The organism is Variovorax sp. MPBD4-3 (assembly GCF_058809745.1).
This window is the reverse complement of sequence record NZ_JBXASW010000003.1, coordinates 54,852-71,765: the sequence shown is the minus strand read 5'-3', so window position 1 is coordinate 71,765 and position 16,914 is coordinate 54,852. Positions and strand designations below refer to the sequence as shown.

16 protein-coding genes are annotated in these 16,914 nt (G+C 68.5%); 4 read left to right on the top strand and 12 right to left on the bottom strand.

Annotated features, from left to right (window positions below; genetic code table 11):
• Positions 1-14 precede the first annotated feature (14 nt).
• The 5 genes from fabD to AC1RVW_RS02345 form a co-directional block, all read right to left on the bottom strand.
• A complete protein-coding gene (fabD, locus tag AC1RVW_RS02365; protein ID WP_106935308.1) occupies positions 15-968 on the bottom strand; it encodes an ACP S-malonyltransferase in 954 nt (317 codons plus the stop codon).
• 53 nt (positions 969-1,021) lie between these two features.
• Positions 1,022-2,002: a beta-ketoacyl-ACP synthase III gene (locus AC1RVW_RS02360; protein ID WP_106935309.1), complete on the bottom strand. Its 981-nt coding sequence runs from the start codon at positions 2,000-2,002 to the stop codon at positions 1,022-1,024.
• The gene (gene plsX, locus AC1RVW_RS02355) at positions 2,002-3,099 is read right to left on the bottom strand and encodes a phosphate acyltransferase PlsX (RefSeq protein ID WP_493197791.1); all 1,098 of its coding nucleotides are present in this window, start codon (positions 3,097-3,099) and stop codon (positions 2,002-2,004) included. The genes AC1RVW_RS02360 and plsX overlap by 1 nt, the downstream gene beginning before the upstream one ends.
• Positions 3,100-3,160: 61 nt before the next feature.
• Positions 3,161-3,343: a 50S ribosomal protein L32 gene (gene rpmF, locus AC1RVW_RS02350; protein ID WP_007830466.1), complete on the bottom strand. Its 183-nt coding sequence runs from the start codon at positions 3,341-3,343 to the stop codon at positions 3,161-3,163.
• 146 nt (positions 3,344-3,489) lie between these two features.
• The gene (locus tag AC1RVW_RS02345) at positions 3,490-4,059 is read right to left on the bottom strand and encodes a YceD family protein (protein ID WP_106935310.1); all 570 of its coding nucleotides are present in this window, start codon (positions 4,057-4,059) and stop codon (positions 3,490-3,492) included.
• 82 nt (positions 4,060-4,141) lie between these two features.
• Here AC1RVW_RS02345 and AC1RVW_RS02340 point away from each other — a divergent pair, with 82 nt between their 5' ends.
• Genes AC1RVW_RS02340 through AC1RVW_RS02330 form a run of 3 tightly spaced genes read left to right on the top strand, consistent with a single transcriptional unit; the run spans position 4,142 to position 6,635 of the window.
• Positions 4,142-4,723, top strand: a complete 582-nt coding sequence (locus AC1RVW_RS02340) for a Maf family nucleotide pyrophosphatase (RefSeq protein WP_106935311.1) — start codon at positions 4,142-4,144, stop codon at positions 4,721-4,723.
• Positions 4,720-5,481, top strand: a complete 762-nt coding sequence (locus AC1RVW_RS02335; RefSeq protein ID WP_493197788.1) for an SAM-dependent methyltransferase — start codon at positions 4,720-4,722, stop codon at positions 5,479-5,481. Before AC1RVW_RS02340 ends, AC1RVW_RS02335 begins: the two co-directional genes overlap by 4 nt.
• Before the next feature lie 2 nt (positions 5,482-5,483).
• A complete protein-coding gene (locus tag AC1RVW_RS02330) occupies positions 5,484-6,635 on the top strand; it encodes an MFS transporter (protein ID WP_493197786.1) in 1,152 nt (383 codons plus the stop codon).
• 4 nt (positions 6,636-6,639) lie between these two features.
• On the opposite strand, the gene AC1RVW_RS02325 is transcribed toward AC1RVW_RS02330, so the two are convergent.
• Genes AC1RVW_RS02325 through AC1RVW_RS02310 form a run of 4 tightly spaced genes read right to left on the bottom strand, consistent with a single transcriptional unit; the run spans position 6,640 to position 9,812 of the window.
• Positions 6,640-7,656 (bottom strand): S49 family peptidase, encoded by a 1,017-nt coding sequence (locus AC1RVW_RS02325; protein WP_081271211.1) that lies wholly within the window; start codon positions 7,654-7,656, stop codon positions 6,640-6,642.
• A 1-nt stretch (position 7,657) separates the two neighbouring features.
• A complete protein-coding gene (locus tag AC1RVW_RS02320; RefSeq protein ID WP_081271212.1) occupies positions 7,658-8,026 on the bottom strand; it encodes a Rieske (2Fe-2S) protein in 369 nt (122 codons plus the stop codon).
• Positions 8,027-8,047: 21 nt separating this feature from the next.
• The gene (locus AC1RVW_RS02315) at positions 8,048-8,719 is read right to left on the bottom strand and encodes an HAD family hydrolase (RefSeq protein ID WP_081271213.1); all 672 of its coding nucleotides are present in this window, start codon (positions 8,717-8,719) and stop codon (positions 8,048-8,050) included.
• The gene (locus AC1RVW_RS02310) at positions 8,712-9,812 is read right to left on the bottom strand and encodes an RluA family pseudouridine synthase (RefSeq protein WP_409195051.1); all 1,101 of its coding nucleotides are present in this window, start codon (positions 9,810-9,812) and stop codon (positions 8,712-8,714) included. The genes AC1RVW_RS02315 and AC1RVW_RS02310 overlap by 8 nt, the downstream gene beginning before the upstream one ends.
• Before the next feature lie 554 nt (positions 9,813-10,366).
• Between AC1RVW_RS02310 and AC1RVW_RS02305 the strand changes: the two genes are divergently transcribed.
• Positions 10,367-13,603 carry an Rne/Rng family ribonuclease gene (locus tag AC1RVW_RS02305; RefSeq protein ID WP_493197783.1) on the top strand — a complete coding sequence of 1,079 codons (3,237 nt, stop codon included), beginning with the start codon at positions 10,367-10,369 and terminating at the stop codon, positions 13,601-13,603.
• A gap of 147 nt (positions 13,604-13,750) precedes the next feature.
• On the opposite strand, the gene AC1RVW_RS02300 is transcribed toward AC1RVW_RS02305, so the two are convergent.
• Genes AC1RVW_RS02300 through AC1RVW_RS02290 form a run of 3 tightly spaced genes read right to left on the bottom strand, consistent with a single transcriptional unit; the run spans position 13,751 to position 16,903 of the window.
• Complete coding sequence (locus tag AC1RVW_RS02300) at positions 13,751-15,034, bottom strand: heme biosynthesis protein HemY (protein WP_081270060.1); 1,284 nt, start codon at positions 15,032-15,034, stop codon at positions 13,751-13,753.
• Positions 15,035-15,041: 7 nt separating this feature from the next.
• Positions 15,042-16,136 (bottom strand): uroporphyrinogen-III C-methyltransferase, encoded by a 1,095-nt coding sequence (locus tag AC1RVW_RS02295; RefSeq protein ID WP_081270059.1) that lies wholly within the window; start codon positions 16,134-16,136, stop codon positions 15,042-15,044.
• The gene (locus AC1RVW_RS02290) at positions 16,133-16,903 is read right to left on the bottom strand and encodes a uroporphyrinogen-III synthase (protein ID WP_493197780.1); all 771 of its coding nucleotides are present in this window, start codon (positions 16,901-16,903) and stop codon (positions 16,133-16,135) included. The genes AC1RVW_RS02295 and AC1RVW_RS02290 overlap by 4 nt, the downstream gene beginning before the upstream one ends.
• Positions 16,904-16,914: the final 11 nt, after the last annotated feature.

The window sequence follows — 16,914 nt, the reverse complement described above, 5'->3', positions numbered from 1 at the left end:
GGGCCTTGCGCCGGTCAGCCGGCGAGCGATTGTCGGGTGTCCGCGAGCGTGGCCGGGTCGTACACCGACGCGGCTTCCAGATCGGGGGCGATGCGCTTCACCATGCCGGCCAGCACCTTGCCGGGACCGCACTCGATGATGGCGGCTACACCGCGCAGTTTCAAGGCCTGCACGCTCTCTACCCAGCGAACCGGACCGGCGGCCTGGCGCACCAGGGCGTCGCGGATGCGGTCGGCATCGGTTTCGACGGCGACATCGATGTTGTTCAGCACCGGGATCTGCGGCGCAGCCAGCGTGACGGAGGCCAGTTTCTCGCGCAGCGCCTCGGCGGCAGGCTTCATCAGGCTCGAATGGAACGGCGCCGACACCGGCAACAGCAATGCACGCTTGGCGCCGTTGGCCTTGAGCAGTTCGCAGGCCTTGTCGACGGCAGCCTTGCTGCCGGCGATCACTGTCTGCATGGGGTCGTTGAAATTCACCGCCTCGACGATTTCGGCGCTGCCCGCGCCGAAACTCGCGGTGGCTTCCGCGCAGCCGGCGACCACCTTGCCGGACTCCATGCCCAGAACAGCAGCCATCGCGCCGACGCCCACCGGCACAGCCTGTTGCATCGCTTGCGCGCGGAAGCGCACCAGCGGCGCGGCTTGCGCCAGCGTCAACACGCCGGAAGCGACCAGCGCCGAGTATTCGCCGAGCGAATGGCCGGCCACCACGGCCGGCGTCGCGCCGCCTTCAGCCAGCCAGGCGCGCCAGGCCGCGACACCCGCGACCAGCATCACGGGCTGGGTATTGGTCGTGAGGGCCAGTTCTTCCTTGGGACCGTTCTTGATCAGCGCGCCAACGTCTTCGCCCAGCGCCTCGGAAGCTTCGCGCAGGGTTTCGACCACGGCCGGATGATCGCCCCAGCCGTCGAGCATGCCGACAGCCTGCGAGCCCTGACCGGGGAAAACAAAAGCAAAGGATTTCATTGTTTATGCGTTGTCTCGCATTGCAGCCGCCCTCTTGGGGACGGCGCAACACACTACAGGTTCAATAGCACCGCGCCCCAGGTGAAGCCGCCGCCCACGCCTTCCAGCATGAGCGTTTCGCCCTTCTTCACCTTGCCGGAACGCACGGCTTCGTCGAGAGCCAGCGGGATCGACGCGGCAGACGTGTTGCCGTGCTCGTTCACCGTGACGATGAGCTTTTCGCGTGGAAGCTTCAGCTTCCTGGCCGTGCCTTCCATGATGCGGATGTTGGCCTGGTGCGGAATCAGCCAGTCGATGTCGGCGTCGGTCTTGCCGGCCTTCGCCAGCGTGGCGCGCGCCGCCTCTTCAAGCACGCGAACCGCGAGCTTGAAGACGGCCTGGCCGTCCATGTGCAGCAAGGGCGTGCCCAGCACGTTGCCGCCGGACACATGCCCGGGCACGCAAAGGATGCCCACGTGCTTGCCGTCCGCGTGCAGGTCGCTCGCCAGGATGCCCGGCTCCTCGCTCGCCTCGAGCACCACCGCGCCCGCGCCGTCGCCGAACAGCACGCAGGTGGTGCGATCGTTGAAGTCGAGGATGCGGGAGAACACTTCGGCGCCCACCACCAGCGCGCAACGCGCGGTGCCGGTGCGGATCATCGCGTCGGCGACGGTCAGCGCGTAGACGAAGCCGCTGCAGACCGCCTGGACGTCGAACGCCGGGCAGCCGGCAATGCCGAGCTTGTGCTGGAGGATGGCGGCCGACGAAGGAAACACCATGTCGGGCGTCGAGGTCGCGACGATGATCAGGTCGACATCGCTGGCCTTGCGTCCGGCAGCTTCGAGAGCGTGCCGGGCGGCCTCGTAGCCAAGATCGCTGCTCGTGACTTCCGGCGCCGCGAAGTGGCGCGCGTGGATGCCGGTGCGCTCTACGATCCACTGATCGGAGGTTTCGATGCCGCGTGTCGCCAATTCCTTGGCGAGATCGTCATTGGTCACGCGGCGTGGAGGCAGGTAGCTGCCGGTGCCGGTAATGCGCGAGTAAGGGGTCGTCATCAAACGTGAAGGGCCGTCGCGTCGACCGGCGCCGCCGGTTCATGCCGCGCGAGCAAAGGCGCGGCGTGGGCGATGCGGGCCCGCACGCGATCGAGCAGGTTGTTGCGAGCGGCATCATAAGCGCGATCGAGCGCATGTCCGAAAGCCACTTCGTCAGCCGAGCCATGGCTCTTGAAAACCAGGCCACGCAGGCCCAGCAAGGCCGCCCCGTTGTAGCGCCGATGATCCAGACGGCTTTTGAAAGCTTTTAGAACCGGATAAGCAACAATTGCAGCCAGTTTGGTGAAGACGCTCCGCGAGAACTCCACGCGAATGAACTCGCCGATCATCGACGCCACGCCTTCGCTGGCCTTCAACGCCACATTCCCGACAAAACCGTCACAAACGACGATGTCGGTCGTGCCCTTGAAAATATCGTTGCCTTCCACGTTGCCGTAGAAGTTGAGATCTTTGGAGTTGGCAGCCGTACGCAGCAGTTGACTGGCTTTTTTGATCGTTTCGCTGCCCTTGATGGCTTCTTCGCCGATATTGAGCAGGCCGACCGAAGGCGCCTCGTTACCGGTCAGCGCCGACACCAGCGCCGAGCCGAGCACGGCGAACTGAAGGAGGTCCTCGGCGTCGCAGTCGACGTTCGCACCGAGGTCGAGCACGGTCGTTGCGCCGCCCTTGGCGTTCGGCAGTTGCGGCGCAATCGCCGGTCGGTCGATGCCATCGAGGGTCTTGAGCAGATAGCGCGCAATGGCCATCAATGCACCGGTGTTGCCAGCCGACACGGCAGCCTGGGCAGCACCGTCCTTGACCTGCTGGATCGCCACACGCATCGAAGAATCTTTCTTCTTGCGCAAGGCAATCTCGATCGGGTCGTCCATGCCCACAACCTCGCTGGCTGCGACGATGCGGGCACGCGGATGCGCGGCAAAGCCCGCGAGCGCGGCCGGCGCGCCGACCAGCAGCAGCGAGGCCTCGCTGTGCCGCTCAAGAAACGCGCGGCAGGCCGCGAGCGTGACACGCGGCCCATGGTCACCCCCCATGCAATCCACGGCGAGCGTGATTGCGGCGGGCGCAGCAGTGAATTCGGGAGAAGAAGGCGTAGCCATCAAAACAAAGGCCCGACGCTACGGCAGAAGTAGCTTCGGGCCTTGGCCTTGGGATGCGAGATCAGGCTTCGGACTTGTTCTTGAGCACCTGGCGGCCACGGTAGAAACCGTTGGGGCTGATGTGGTGGCGCAGGTGCGTTTCGCCGGTGGTCGGCTCCACGGCGATGCCGGGCACGACCAGCGCATTGTGGGAACGGTGCATGCCGCGCTTGGAAGGCGACTTCTTGTTTTGCTGGACGGCCATGATGGCTCCTGGACTGTTAGGTGAGTGATGGGATGCGGGCTCAAGCGGTGGCAATGAGAAAGGATGGCTGGCATCCCTGGATCTGCATTGCTGCTCACGGCGGCGCGCGCGAAGCCCATGATTATAGCCCAGCCTGAGGAAAAGAGCTACCTGCCCTCTTCCGACCCGTCTTCCGGCTTGCGCGAGCGCAACGCTCCGAGCACCGCGAACGGGTTCGGCTTGGCTTCTTCGGCAGCCTTGAAGTCGTCGTCGCTGGATGAAAGCTGGACGGGCGTGGGGCAGACGTCATGCACGGGCGTGACGGGAATGTCCATGAGCAGTTCGTCTTCGATCAGGGCATGGAGGTCGAAATCGCGGCTCACGACGAGCAGGTCTTCCTCCGATTCCTCGTCTTCCGCTTCGGCCGTGGCCTCGTCGGCCACGAAACGGAACCAGCGATCGACCGTCAATGGCGTCTCGACCGGCGACAGGCAGCGCTGGCAAACCAGCGGGACCGTGGCCTCGGCATCCAGGTGCAGCCAGGGAACGGCCTTGCCGTCGGCGCCGGGGCGCTCTTCCCCGGTGGCTTTCCAATCGACCACCGCATCGGGCGCGGGAACCGCCAGCTCGGCGGTCAGGCGCAGGTAGTTGGGAACCGGGTCGGCGGCTTCCAGGGTGGCGGCGGCCGCGGCAAAGGCGGGCACGTTGAGCCGTTCGGGGGCAAATTCTCTCTTCATCTTCGCCAGTCTAGCGCGCCAGAAGTTTCACCGGCATGGTGCATGCCTGGGGATGCCATGCGACTCACGCACAATCGTCCCCATGCAACGCCCTGTGATTCTTGCCTCGACCTCGCGCTACCGCCGCGAGCTGCTTACCCGCCTGCGACTGCCTTTCGAAGTGCAGTCCCCTGAAGTCGACGAAACGCCGTTGCCCGGCGAAACGCCGCATGCCCTGGCCATGCGCCTGGCGCTCGAAAAAGCCGACGCCGTCGCTGCCCGCTTTCCCGAAGCCGTGGTCATCGGCTCCGACCAGGTGGCCGACCTCGGCGGCGAAGCGCTCGGCAAGCCCGGCGACCACCAGCGCGCCACGGCGCAACTGCGCCGCATGCGCGGCCAGACGCTGATCTTCCAGACCGCGGTGGCCGTGGTGTGCCGCGCCACCGGCTTCGTCCAGCGCGACATCGCCCCCGTGCGCGTGGTGTTCCGAGACCTCAGCGACGCCGCCATCGAGCAATACCTGCTGGCCGAACAACCCTACGACTGCGCCGGCAGCGCCAAGAGCGAAGGCCTGGGCATCGCGCTGCTGGATGCCATAGACAGCGACGACCCGACCGCGCTGGTCGGCCTGCCGCTGATCCGCACCTGCCGCATGCTGCGCGCCGCGGGGGTCGAACTCCTGTGACGCACGGCAAGCTCTACCTCGTTCCCGCGCCGCTCGATTTCGGCTGCGACACCCAGGCGCCACTGCAGGACGCCCTGCCCCTGGGCACGCTGCAGGCCGCCGCCGGCATCACCCACTGGATCTGCGAGAACGCGAAGTCCGCGCGCGCCTACCTGAAGCGCATCGACGCGGTCACGCCGCTGGCCGCGCCGCTGCAGGCGCAGAACATCCAGGAACTGCCGCGCGAGGTGCACAAGAAGGGCGACCACGCCGGGCAGTTCGACGCCCGCCCCCTGCTCGCCGCCGCACTGGAAGGCCACGATATCGGCCTGCTCAGCGAAGCCGGCATGCCGGCGGTGGCCGACCCCGGTTCCTCGGTGGCGCGCGCCGCGCACGACCTGGGTCTCAGCGTCGTTCCGCTGACCGGCCCGGTCTCGCTGCTGCTCGCACTGGCGGCGAGCGGGCTCAATGGCCAGAACTTCGCCTTCGTCGGCTACCTGCCGCAGGACGCGGGCGAGCGCCAGACGCGCATCCGCGAACTCGAGACACTGGCGCTCAAGTCGGGCCAGACGCAGCTCTTCATCGAAACGCCCTACCGCAATGCCGCCCTGCTGCAGTCACTGATACAGACGCTCCAGCACAACACCCGCCTCGCAGTGGCGCGCGGCCTCACGCTGGCAACGGCCCAAGTGCGCAGCGAAACAGTGAAATCCTGGCGCGCCAAGCCGCAGCCCACCACAGACGAACGCCTGCCCGCCGTGTTCGCGATCGGGCGCTGACCATGGTGGCCATCACCGCCGCCACGCGTTGGGCATCGCGCGCGCAGTTCTTTTCAGCCGGATTCATCTTCGCGACCTGGGGCGTGCACGTGCCCACGGTCAAGGCGCACTACGGCATCGACGAAGCGCAACTCGGCCTCGCCATGCTCGCAGCCGGTGCCGGCGCGATGATCGGCCTGACCAGCGCGGGCCGCTGGATCGGCCGCTACGGCCCGCGCCGCATGGCCGGCGTCTGCGGCTGCATCTATGCGCTGCTGCTGGCCGGGCTGATCGCGATGCCGGGCTATGCGGCGCTGCTGGGCCTGCTGGCGGCCTTCGGCCTCGTGACCAGCGTGTTCGATGTCTCGATCAATACCGAGGCCGCGCAGCTCGAACTGCACGGCGGCACGCCGTTGATGAGCGGCATGCACGGCATGTTCAGCCTGGGCGGCATGGCCGGCGCCGCGAGCGGCAGCGCGGCGCTCGCGGCCGGGCTGGGCGCGCAGGCGCACCTGCTGCTGGTTGCGGCGGCGATGGTTCTGCTCGTGGCCGTGGCCTCGCGGCGCATGCTGCCGCGCCCCGCCACCAGCGGCGCGAGCGGGGCCGACCACGGATTCCTGATGCCACGCGGCACGCTGGCGGTGCTGGGCGTGCTCGCCGCGCTGGGACTGATCGCCGAAGGCGCCATCTACGACTGGAGCGTGCTCTATATGCAGCAGGAGATCGGCAGCCCGCAGCAGCAGGCTGCGCTGGCCTACGCGAGCTTCTCGGCGGCGATGGCGGCAGCGCGCTTCGGCGGGGACGCGATGCGCGCCCGCTTCGCGCCGGCCACGCTGCTGCTGGGCAGCGGCCTGCTCGCCGCGGCTGCCATGACGCTGGTGCTCGTCACCGACATGCCCTGGCTGGCCCTGGTGGGTTTCGCCGGCGTGGGGGTCGGCTTCGCGAATGTGGTGCCGATCCTGTTCTCGGCTTCCGCGAACGTGCCGGGCATCGAGCCCGCGCGCGGCATTGCGTCGGTCTCGGCCGTGGCCTATCTGGGGTTCATGGCAGGCCCCGCGGTGATCGGCCTGCTGGCGCGGGCGACCTCGCTGACCGCCGCTCTCTATGTGGTCGTGGCCTTCGCCGTGGCGCTGGCAGCGTCCGCGCGCTACACCGCCAGCGGCGAAAGCAAATAGAAGCTCAGCGCAGTGCCGGCGCCGTGTGCATCAGGCGCACGGTGGTTTCGGCCATCGAGGCGCCGAACTTCTTGGCCAGCTTCTCGGCCACGTTGTCGCGCCGGGTGTAGTCGATCACCTCGTCGGCCTTGATGACTTCGCGCGCCACGTAGTCGACGTTGCCCAGCTGGTCGGCCAGGCCGTATTCGACGGCCTGCTCGCCGCTCCAGAACAGGCCGCTGAACAGGCCCGGGGTGTCCAGCTTCAGGCGGTCGCCGCGGCCGGTCTTGACCACGTTGATGAACTGCGCGTGGATCTGGTTCAGCATGGTCTGCGCATGGGCGCGCTGCGCGTCGCTCATGGGGCTGAACGGGTCGAGGAAGCCCTTGTTCTCGCCGGCAGTCAGCAGGCGGCGCTCGACGCCGACCTTTTCCATCACGCCCGTGAAGCCGAAGCCGTCCATCAGCACGCCGATGCTGCCCACGATGCTGGCCTTGTCGACGTAGATCTTGTCGGTGGCGGCGGCGATGTAGTAGGCGGCCGACGCACAGGTCTCCTCTACCACGGCATAGACCGGCTTCTTGTACTTGGCCTTCAGGCGCTTGATCTCGTCGTTGATGATGCCGGCCTGCACCGGGCTGCCGCCGGGCGAGTTGATCAGCAGGATCACGCCCTTGGCGCCCTCGTCCTCGAAAGCGGTCTTCATGGCGGCGACCACGAACTCGGCGCTGGCGTCGCCGCCGTTGGCGATCTCGCCCTTGATCTCGACGACCGCCGTGTGGGCCGTGGTCTTGGCGGTGCTGGGCGCGCTGCGCGACAGCGCCAGCCAGGCCAGGAAGATGAAGAAGGCCAGCCACGACAGCCGCACGAAGGTTTTCCAGCGCCGCGTGGCCTTCTGTTCGTTCAGGGAGGCGAAGGCGAGTTTTTCGAGCGTTGCGCGCTCCCATCCGGGGCGCTGCGTGGGATCTTTGGCCATGTTGGTGGGGGTGGCCGGCTCAAATGGCTCGAACCCTGCGGGTTCTGTTCGGTTCGGGTCGGTCATGTCAGAAAGTCAGGGGGTGGAGGTTCCAGTCAGTATGCCAGTGCACTACGCCGTCATGCTCGCTGAGTGCGATCTTCACGAGGCCGCCGCGGCACGGGCCGCCCGCGCATTCGCCGGTGTCGGGCCGGTAGACGGCGCCATGCGTGGCGCACAGCAGCCACTGCCCGGTGTCGTCGAAGAAGCGGTCGGGCTGAAAGTCCATCTCCATCGCCACGTGGCTGCACCGGTTGAGAAACGCATGCGGCCGCCCCTCGAAACGCACCGCGAAGGCCCGGCAGGTTTCGCCGCCATGAACCACGTCGAAAGGCACCGCGAGGCCGCCCTCGACCAGGTCCGAGGCGTTGCAAAGCGGGATGCGTTCTTCACTCATGGAAGCACTCCAGATTGTTGTTCAGGCGTTGCCCAGGAGCCACGCTTCGAGGTCTGCCACCGAGTGCGCGACGTGCAGCGGCTTGAATTCGTCGAAGCTGGCGGGCTCGTGGGCGCCGTAGCTCACGCCCACGCTGGCGCAGCCGGCGTTCTGCGCCAGCTGCAGGTCGTGCGTGGTGTCGCCGATCATCAGGGTGCGCTCGGGCGTGACGTCGAGTTCTTCCATCAGCTCCAGCAGCATGCGCGGATGCGGCTTGCCGAAGGTTTCGTCGGCGGTGCGCGAGGCTTCGAAGCGGTCGCGCAGCGCGACCGACTTCAGCGCCTCGTTCAGGCCGCGGCGCGACTTGCCGGTGGCCACAGCCAGCTTGTGGCCGCGCGCGCGCAATGCATCGAGCATCTGCAGCACGCCGTCGAACAGCACCAGGTCGTCCTGGTGCTGCAGGTAGTGATAGCGGTAGCGCGCTCCCAGCTCGGGATATTTTTCCTTCGGCACGTCGGGCGCCGCGCGAGCCAGCGCCTCGGCCAGCCCCAGGCCGATGACCCAGGCGGCGTCGTTCTCGCTCGGCTTGGCGCCGCCGACGTCGATCACCGCCGCCTGGATGCAGCGCACGATCAGGCGCGTGGAGTCGTAGAGGGTGCCGTCCCAGTCGAAGGCGATCAGGTCGAAACGGGGAGGTCGGGAAGCGTCAGTCATGGGCCGTGGGAGTGGGGTGTTGGGCCATCGCCTCAAGGGCGGCGGGCGGCATCAGCATATTGAGCTCGGGCGGCAGGCCGGCCTGCAGCGCCACGCGTTCTCCGCTGGCCGGATGGTTGAATTGCAGGCGCCAGGCATGCAGGAACATGCGCTTGAGGCCGAGTTTCTGCAGTGCGCGCTGGCGGTCGGATTCGCCGTACTTGTCGTCGCCGGCGATCGGATGGCCCGCCGACGCGAGGTGCACGCGGATCTGGTGGGTGCGCCCGGTCTTGATGGTCACGGCCAGCAATGACACCGGCGCGGCGTCGCCCGGCAGCGTGAGCCGCGCCAGCACGCGCACCAGCGTCACGGCGCGCATCGCGTCCGGATGGTCCTTGGCGACCACGCGCACCCGGCGCTCGCCGGCACCGGCGCCTGAACCGTCGGGCAGCAGGTATTTGGCAAGCGGCGCGTCGAGCACCTTCCTGTTCGCGGGCCAGTCGCCCTCGACCAGCGCCAGGTAGGTCTTGCCGGTCTCGCGCTCGCGGAACTGGTCCTGCAGGGCGACCAACGCGCTGCGCTTCTTGGCGACCAGCAGGATGCCGGAGGTCTCGCGGTCGAGCCGATGCACCAATTCCAGGAATTTGGCGCCCGGCCGCGCCGTGCGCAGTTGCTCGATCACGCCGAAGCTCACGCCGCTGCCGCCGTGCACGGCCACGCCGGCCGGCTTGTCGATGGCCAGGACGGCGTCGTCTTCCAGCAGCATCGGGAACTCGCGCGCCGGCGCGGGCGGGGCCGCGCCCTCTTCCGCGCGCGCGGAAATCCGGATCGGCGGCAGCCGCAGCACGTCGCCGGCCTCGATGCGGGTCTCGGCCTGCACACGGCCCTTGTTGATGCGCACCTCACCCGAACGGATGATCCGGTAGACATGCGTCTTGGGCACGCCTTTCAGATGGCGGAACAGGAAATTGTCGAGCCGCTGCCCGGCGGATTCGGCATCGACCGTGAGGAATTTGATGGCGGCATTGGGCGCCGCGGACTCGTCGGAGGCTTTTTGGCCTGCGGGATTTGGAGCAGCCGCGGGGCTCTGCTTCGCACCTATAATGTTTTTCACCAGCGCGGTCATGTAAGTGCTTGATTAGACAGAAGTTTAGTCCACTGCCATCAAATACCCAGGGCGGCGCTGTGAGGTCGATGCCGCTTTGGCGCCGAGCTGCAAACCCCGCGCAATTGCGCAAAGTGGCAAGCCCGGCACCCGAGTCAAGCCGACACCCACGAAACACCGATACGGAATACCCAGCCTGCAGCTGACCAAGCTGCCGGCGGATCGAAGCGAGTCCCTTGTTGTGTTGATGCTGCTGATTCAAATGTGCCTGCACTGGCTGATGCCAGTGGCCTCAGGCATTGGATCGCCCGCAGCGCGCGCCACCATTGCGCAACCGGCTATCAAAAAGATAGCCACTCAACACCGAATCTGGCTCGCGCCCATCCACGCGCCCCCACCCCGACTGTCTTCTTGAGCTAGCGCTCGAGAGGCCTGCTCGCGCCTGGCGCGGCAGTGAACAGCATTCGGGGCCGAAGCGGCAATTCCCTGGTTTCGCGGGCGTCGTCCGTGCATCGTTGGCTCGTCAAGAGCCGGTATAACGATACATATAAGGACAACGCATCATGAAGCGGATGCTGATCAATGCCACGCAGGCCGAAGAACGCCGCCTGGCCATCGTCGACGGGCAGAAACTGCTCGACTACGAAATCGAAATCGAAGGGCGCGAACAGCGCAAGGGCAACATCTACAAGGCGGTCGTGACCCGCGTCGAGCCCTCGCTCGAAGCCTGTTTCGTCGACTACGGCGAAGACCGCCACGGCTTCCTGCCGTTCAAGGAAATCTCCAAGCAGTATTTCGCCGAAGGCGTGTCGGCCAGCCAGGCCCGCATCCAGGACGCGATCCGCGAAGGCCAGGAACTCACCGTCCAGGTCGAAAAGGAAGAGCGCGGCAACAAGGGCGCCGCCCTCACCACCTTCATCTCGCTGGCCGGCCGCTACGTCGTGCTGATGCCGAACAACCCCCGCGGCGGTGGCGTTTCGCGCCGCATCGAGGGCGACGACCGCGCCGAACTCAAGGAGGCGATGGACCAGCTCGAGTACCCGAAGGGCATGAGCATCATCGCGCGCACCGCCGGCATCGGCCGCTCGGCGCCCGAACTCCAGTGGGACCTGAACTACCTGCTCAAGCTCTGGAGCGCCATCGACGGCGCGGCCAAGGGCGGCAAGGGCGCTTTCCTGATCTACCAGGAATCGTCGCTCGTCATCCGCGCCATCCGTGACTATTTCAATCACGACATCGGCGACATCCTGATCGACACCGACGACATCTACGACCAGGCGCAGCAGTTCATGGCGCACGTCATGCCCGAGCATGCCGCCCGCGTGAAGCGCTACCGCGACGACGCAGCGCTGTTCAGCCGCTTCCAGATCGAGCACCAGATCGAGTCGGCCTACGCGCGCACCGTGCAGCTGCCCTCGGGCGGCGCCATCGTGATCGACCACACCGAAGCACTGGTTTCGGTCGACGTGAACTCGGCCCGCGCCATCAAGGGCGGCGACATCGAGGAGACCGCCACCCGCACCAACCTCGAGGCCGCCGACGAAGTGGCCCGCCAGATGCGCCTGCGCGACCTGGGCGGCCTGATCGTCATCGACTTCATCGACATGGACGAGTCGAAGAACCGCCGCGAAGTCGAAAGCCGCCTGCGCGACGCGCTGCGGCAGGACCGCGCCCGCGTGCAGTTCGGCTCGATCAGCAAGTTCGGCCTGATGGAAATGAGCCGCCAGCGCCTGAAGCCGGCACTGTCGGAAGGCTCGTCGATCCCCTGCCCCCGCTGCGGCGGCTCGGGCCACATCCGCGACACCGAATCGAGCGCGCTGCAGATCCTGCGCATCATTCAGGAAGAGTCCATGAAGGACAACACGGCCGCCGTGCATGTGCAGGTGCCCGTGGAAGTCGCATCGTTCCTGCTGAATGAAAAGCGCCCCGAAATCGCCAAGATCGAGCTCAAGCAGCGCGTCACCGTGCTGATGGTGCCCAACAAGACGCTCGAAACGCCGAACTACAAGCTCGAGCGCCTGAAGCACGACGATCCGCGCCTCGACCACATCGAAGCCAGCTACAAGATGGCCGACGAGATCGAAGACCCGACCTCCGTCACGCGCCGTTCGCAAGAGCCCACCAACAAGCAGACGCCGGTCATCAAGGGCGTGCTGCCCGATGCACCCGCGCCCGTGGTGCCGCCCAAGCCCGAAGCCGTGCGCGCGCCCGTCGCGGCACCCGCACCGGTCGCACCGCCCGTGGTCACCGCGCCGGTTCCGGCACAGACCGGCTTCTTCGCCTGGATCAAGAACCTGTTCGGCGGCGCGCCGGCCCCCGCACCGGCGCCGGCGCCCTCCGCGATTCCGGTCGAGGCCCCGAAGTCCCGCCGCGACGGCCGCCCCGGCCGCGACGGCGAAGCACGCGGCGGTTCGCGTGACGGCGAACAGCGCCGTGGCGGCCGTGGCGGCGAAGGCCGCGGTGAAGGCCGCAACGCGGAAGGCCGCGGCGAAGGCGGCGGACGTTCGGGTGGTCGCGACGGCGAACGCCGTGGCGGCCGCGGCGGCGAGCGCCGTGAAGGACGCGAAGGCCGTGAAGGCCGCAACAGCAGCGAACTGCGCGCCGACGGCGCCCCGCAGCAACCGCGCGAACAGCGCGAACCCCGCGAGCCGCGTGAGGCACGCGCACCGCGCGACGGCGAACAACGCCGCAACGGCCGCGGCGAGCGCCGCGAAGGCGAAGGCCGCGAAGGCCGCAACGCACCGGCGGAAGCACTCGACGGCAACCTGAACCTCGAAGCCCAGCAACTGGTCTCGGGCGAAGAAGGCAATGCAGGCGAACGCGCACCGCGCGCCCGCGGCGAACGCCGTGAACGCGGCGAGCGCAACGAGCGTGGCGAACAACGCGGCGAGCGCAACAACAGCGACCGCGCCGAACGCAACGGCGACGCCCAGCAGCCCCGCGGCGAAACCGCCCTTGCCGGCGAAGAAGCCGTCCAGGGCGAGCGCCAGCCGCGCAACGGCCGCGACGAGCAGCGCGCTCCGCGCGGTGAACGTGGTGGTGAGCGTGGTGAGCGCAACGACGGCCGCCGCGAGCGCCGCAACGACGCGCCTCAGGCCGAAGCCGATGCACGCGGGGCCGAAGCTGCAGCAGCCGACGTCGAGCAGTCCAACGACGGCGGCAACGAGCAGGCTCCCCGCCGCGAAGGCGACGAGCGCCGCGGTCGTTCGCGTGACCGTTACGGCCGCGACCGCCGCGAACGCGGTCCGCGCGACGACAGCGAAGCCGGTGCGCAGGCCGCCGAAGTCGCCGTGGCGGAAGCCGCGACGATGACGACCGGCGTGCAGGAAGAAGCCCCGGCGCCCCGCCGCCAGCCGCAGCAGCAACTGCCGATCGCGCCGGAGCAACAACAGGCCGTCGTGGCCGAAGCCGCCGTCGCTGCACCGGAAGTCCGCGAACCCGCACCCCAGCCGGTGCGCACCGAGCGCCCCGCGCCGGTCGCTGCCGCGCCCGTGGCTGCTCCGGCGCCCGTCGCCAACGGCCGCGCGCTGCCGAAGGTCCAGCCCTTCGAGCTGCCGCTGGACGAACTCGCGCAGATCGCCCAGAACTCGGGCCTGCAGTGGGTCAACTCCGACGCCGAGCGCATCGCGCAGGCACGCGCCGCCATTGCCGCCGAGCCGAAGCCGGTGCACGTGCCGCGCGAGCGCCCGCCGGTGGTGGTGCTCGACGAAGGTCCGCTGGTGCTGGTCGAGACCCGTCGCGACCTCGGTTCGATGTCGCTGCCGTTCGAGCAGCAACAGCAGCAGCAACACCCCCTCTGAGCGGAACCCGCCCGGAAATGAAAACGGCGCCCTCGGGCGCCGTTTTTTTATGCCGCTTCGGACACTGGCAAGTCAGGCATCCAGAAGATCAGGCGCTGAAGCAATCCGTCCGTTCCCGGGGCGCCGTGACAGCGCTCGAATCGCCGCTCAGGCGCTCTCGACCTGCGCCGCGCGCTTCCAGGCTTCGGCCGCCTGCGCGGTGTCGTTGCGGTCTTCGGCCAGGTGGGCCAGCGCCAGCCAGGCTCGGCGATACAGATCGGTGTCCTGCAATCCCAGCCCGGCCTGCATGAGCAGCTGCTGGGCCTTGCCCCACAGCTGGCGCTTCATGCAGGCCATGCCCGCGAGGTACTGCAGATTGGGGTCGCGCGGATTGTTGCGCTGCGCGCTCTCGATGCGCGCCAGCCATTCCGCATCGACCGAGTCGAGCCCCGCCTCGAGCGCGCGTGCCAGCTTGACGCGCAGCGCATCGCCCAGGCTGCGCGGATTGCCGACCATCTGCTCCCAGGCCGGCAGCAGCCAGCCGCGCGCGAGCGCCAGGTCGCCGCGCAGCGCGACCATGCGCTGGGCCGCGTGGATCGCGACCTCGGGCATCTGGCGTTCGTTGGTGTCGAGCTCGGACCATGCGCGCTGCAGTTGCGCCGGGTCGTGCGCGCCCGACAGCAGTTCGGTCGCAAGGCCGCGCACGATGCTCTGCGCGGCGGCCTCCGAGAACGCGCGGTGCTTGGCGAGCAGGCGCGCGGTTTCGAGTGCCTCGAGCGTGCGCCGATCCTGCCGGGCCGCCTTGAGCCTCAGCCGCAGCGCAAGCGTGCGGCGCTGCGCGCCCTGCGGCAGTTCTTCGAGGCGGGCGAGCGCAGCGGCCGCATCGCGGTCTTCGAGCGCCCAGCGCGCCGCGCGCAACTGCACGCCTTCGCGCGTTTCCGGACTGGCCAGCACGGTGCGGTCGGCGCTTTCGTTCAGTGCCTGCTGCAGATGGGCATCGCGCGCCGGCTTGTCCTGCAGCGCCTGCGCGCTCTCGGCCGCGAGCAGGTGCGACAGCACCCGCACCTGCGGCGCCTGCGGCAGGCTGGCGCCGAGCGCCGACAGCGCCTTTTCCTGCGTGAGCGCGGCCTGCGCGGCCTTGCGCGCGCGCGAGAAACGACCGGAAATCAGCTGCACCATGGCGTCGAGCAGCGCCGCATGCAGCGTGCGCTCCTTCTGCTGCAGCCGCCATTGGCGCGCCTGCTTGGGCAGCGAGAACAGCGCCGCCAGGGCCCGCAGCGCGGCGTGCAGCAGCACGAACACCACCAGCAGGATCACCAGCACCAGGTTCAGCGAAAGATCGACACGCCACGGCGGCCAGAACACGGTGATCGTGCCCTGGTTGTTGCCTGCGAAAAGAGCGACTGCCGCGGCGACGGCGAACAGTGCAAGGAGCCAGATTGCTGCGCGCATGTGCGGGTCAACGTCCTGCGGCGGCGGTGGCCAGGGCGGCCAGCGTGTCGTCGATGCGGACCGGCTCGGTCGTCCTCACCTGCTGCTGCAGTTGCTGCAGCAGGGTGGCGGCGGCCTGCGTGCGGCGCGATGCGGGGTCGAAGTAGCGGTTGAGCGATGCCGCGACCTGGGACAGCTCGGTGCGGGTGGCGTCGAACTGGCGCGACAGCAGCGACAGCCGCGCGTTGAGCAGCTTGAGCTTGAGGTTCTCGCGCAGGAAGTAGGACTGTTCGGGCGCCAGCAGCACCGCTTCCGGGCTCTGGATGCGGCCCACGCGCACCAGCGAGCGGGCCTCGCCGCGAACGGCCAGCAGCATGCGCTGCCACCAGGGCGCGTCGGCGGGAATCGGCTCGGCCTGCCATGCGTTGGCGCCGGTGCCGCGCAGGGCCACCGCGTTGAGCGTGGGCAGGTCGTCCACGCCGCGCATGAGTTCGTCGAGCCTTTGCAGGGCCTCGGCGTTGTCGGTGCTGGCACTGCTGCGCAGGCGGTCGGCATCGCGCTGCATGGCGCGCTGCAAGGGGGCGAGCCGCGGTTGCGCGGCACGCGAGATGCGCACGTCGCCCGCTTTCAGCGCGGCCAGCAGCGGCTCGACGCTGCCCGTGACCTGGGCCTGCTGCAGCGCAAGGCGCACGGCCGACTCGATGTCGATCACGAGGTTCTCGTCGCGCGAACGAGAGAGGCTCTGGATGAGTTCTTCGAGCTGCGAACGCTGCAGCGCGACTTCGGCAACGCGCGTTTCGACCAGTGCCACGCGGGCCGAGGCGTCGCGCACGGTGTCGCTGGCCTGGCGTGCCAGCGTGCGCGCTTCCATCGACTGCGAAAGGGCGTCGGCACTCTGGCGCGCCAGCTGTTCCTTCATGCCGCTGACCTTCTGCCACAGCGCGACGGCCATGACCAGCGCCACCAGCGCGATGAAGGCCACGAGGCCGAATCCGAGACGCGACAGGATCGCCGCGCCCGCAGCCTGGGCGGCAGGGGTCTGGTGGGGGGCGACAGTGGCAGGCACGGGCACCGTTGCGGCTGAAGGGGGAGAAAGGTCGTCGGACGGGGACGCGGCGCTCATGCGAGGGATTCTATCGACGCGACCAACGCATCCCGCAACGGTGTGCACACACGCAACGCCCCGAAACCCGCGGCGCGCGCGGCTTCGCCGATGCGGGCATGCGTTGCGACTGCGCGTGCCGCCTGCCAGTCGGTGCCGGGCATCGCGCGTTGCAGATTGCCGATGGCTTCGGAACTGCTGAAGAGCCAGATCGCGCGGCCCTGCGCGCCGTCGGTCGCGATGCGCAGTTGTACGACGTCCAGCGACGGCGGCAGGCGCCGGTAGGCGACCACGGTGTCGCGCTGGCCGCCCGCGGCGTCGATTTCCCTGGCGAGCCAGTCGCGCCCGGCGGGCTGCCCGGACTCGTCGCCGCCGCGCACGATCAGCACGCGCACGCCGGCAGTCACCTGGCCGCGCACGCGCTCCCACAGCGCCTCGGAATCGAAGCGCGTGGCTTCGGGCGGCGGTGCATCGATCTGTTCCGGCGGCACGCCCGCACGCAGCAGGGCGCGCGTGGTGCCCGGGCCCGTGGCCCAGAAGCGGCGTCCAGCGGTCATGCCCGGTGTTTCATGCTGGAAGAAATTCTCGACCGCCGTGGCGCTCACGAACATCAGCGCCGCATAGCGGTCGAGGCGGCGCCAGGCTTCGCGCAGCGGCTCGGCATCGGCCACGGGCGCGATCACGATCAGCGGCAATGCCACCGCGTCGAGCCCGGCGGCGCGCAGGTCGTCGACCCATTGCGCCGCCTCGCGTTCGGGGCGCGTGACGATGACGGGACGGGCGGTCATGCGATGACCTC

What these genes read in the sequence shown, in the direction of transcription:
- fabD (WP_106935308.1), bottom strand. Translation starts at nt 968, where the DNA reads ATGAAATCCTTTGCTTTTGTTTTCCCCGGTCAGGGCTCGCAGGCTGTC.
- AC1RVW_RS02360 (WP_106935309.1), bottom strand. Translation starts at nt 2,002, where the DNA reads ATGACGACCCCTTACTCGCGCATTACCGGCACCGGCAGCTACCTGCCT.
- plsX (WP_493197791.1), bottom strand. Translation starts at nt 3,099, where the DNA reads ATGGCTACGCCTTCTTCTCCCGAATTCACTGCTGCGCCCGCCGCAATC.
- rpmF (WP_007830466.1), bottom strand. Translation starts at nt 3,343, where the DNA reads ATGGCCGTCCAGCAAAACAAGAAGTCGCCTTCCAAGCGCGGCATGCAC.
- AC1RVW_RS02345 (WP_106935310.1), bottom strand. Translation starts at nt 4,059, where the DNA reads ATGAAGAGAGAATTTGCCCCCGAACGGCTCAACGTGCCCGCCTTTGCC.
- AC1RVW_RS02340 (WP_106935311.1), top strand. Translation starts at nt 4,142, where the DNA reads ATGCAACGCCCTGTGATTCTTGCCTCGACCTCGCGCTACCGCCGCGAG.
- AC1RVW_RS02330 (WP_493197786.1), top strand. Translation starts at nt 5,484, where the DNA reads ATGGTGGCCATCACCGCCGCCACGCGTTGGGCATCGCGCGCGCAGTTC.
- AC1RVW_RS02325 (WP_081271211.1), bottom strand. Translation starts at nt 7,656, where the DNA reads ATGACCGACCCGAACCGAACAGAACCCGCAGGGTTCGAGCCATTTGAG.
- AC1RVW_RS02320 (WP_081271212.1), bottom strand. Translation starts at nt 8,026, where the DNA reads ATGAGTGAAGAACGCATCCCGCTTTGCAACGCCTCGGACCTGGTCGAG.
- AC1RVW_RS02315 (WP_081271213.1), bottom strand. Translation starts at nt 8,719, where the DNA reads ATGACTGACGCTTCCCGACCTCCCCGTTTCGACCTGATCGCCTTCGAC.
- AC1RVW_RS02305 (WP_493197783.1), top strand. Translation starts at nt 10,367, where the DNA reads ATGAAGCGGATGCTGATCAATGCCACGCAGGCCGAAGAACGCCGCCTG.
- AC1RVW_RS02300 (WP_081270060.1), bottom strand. Translation starts at nt 15,034, where the DNA reads ATGCGCGCAGCAATCTGGCTCCTTGCACTGTTCGCCGTCGCCGCGGCA.
- AC1RVW_RS02295 (WP_081270059.1), bottom strand. Translation starts at nt 16,136, where the DNA reads ATGAGCGCCGCGTCCCCGTCCGACGACCTTTCTCCCCCTTCAGCCGCA.
- AC1RVW_RS02290 (WP_493197780.1), bottom strand. Translation starts at nt 16,903, where the DNA reads ATGACCGCCCGTCCCGTCATCGTCACGCGCCCCGAACGCGAGGCGGCG.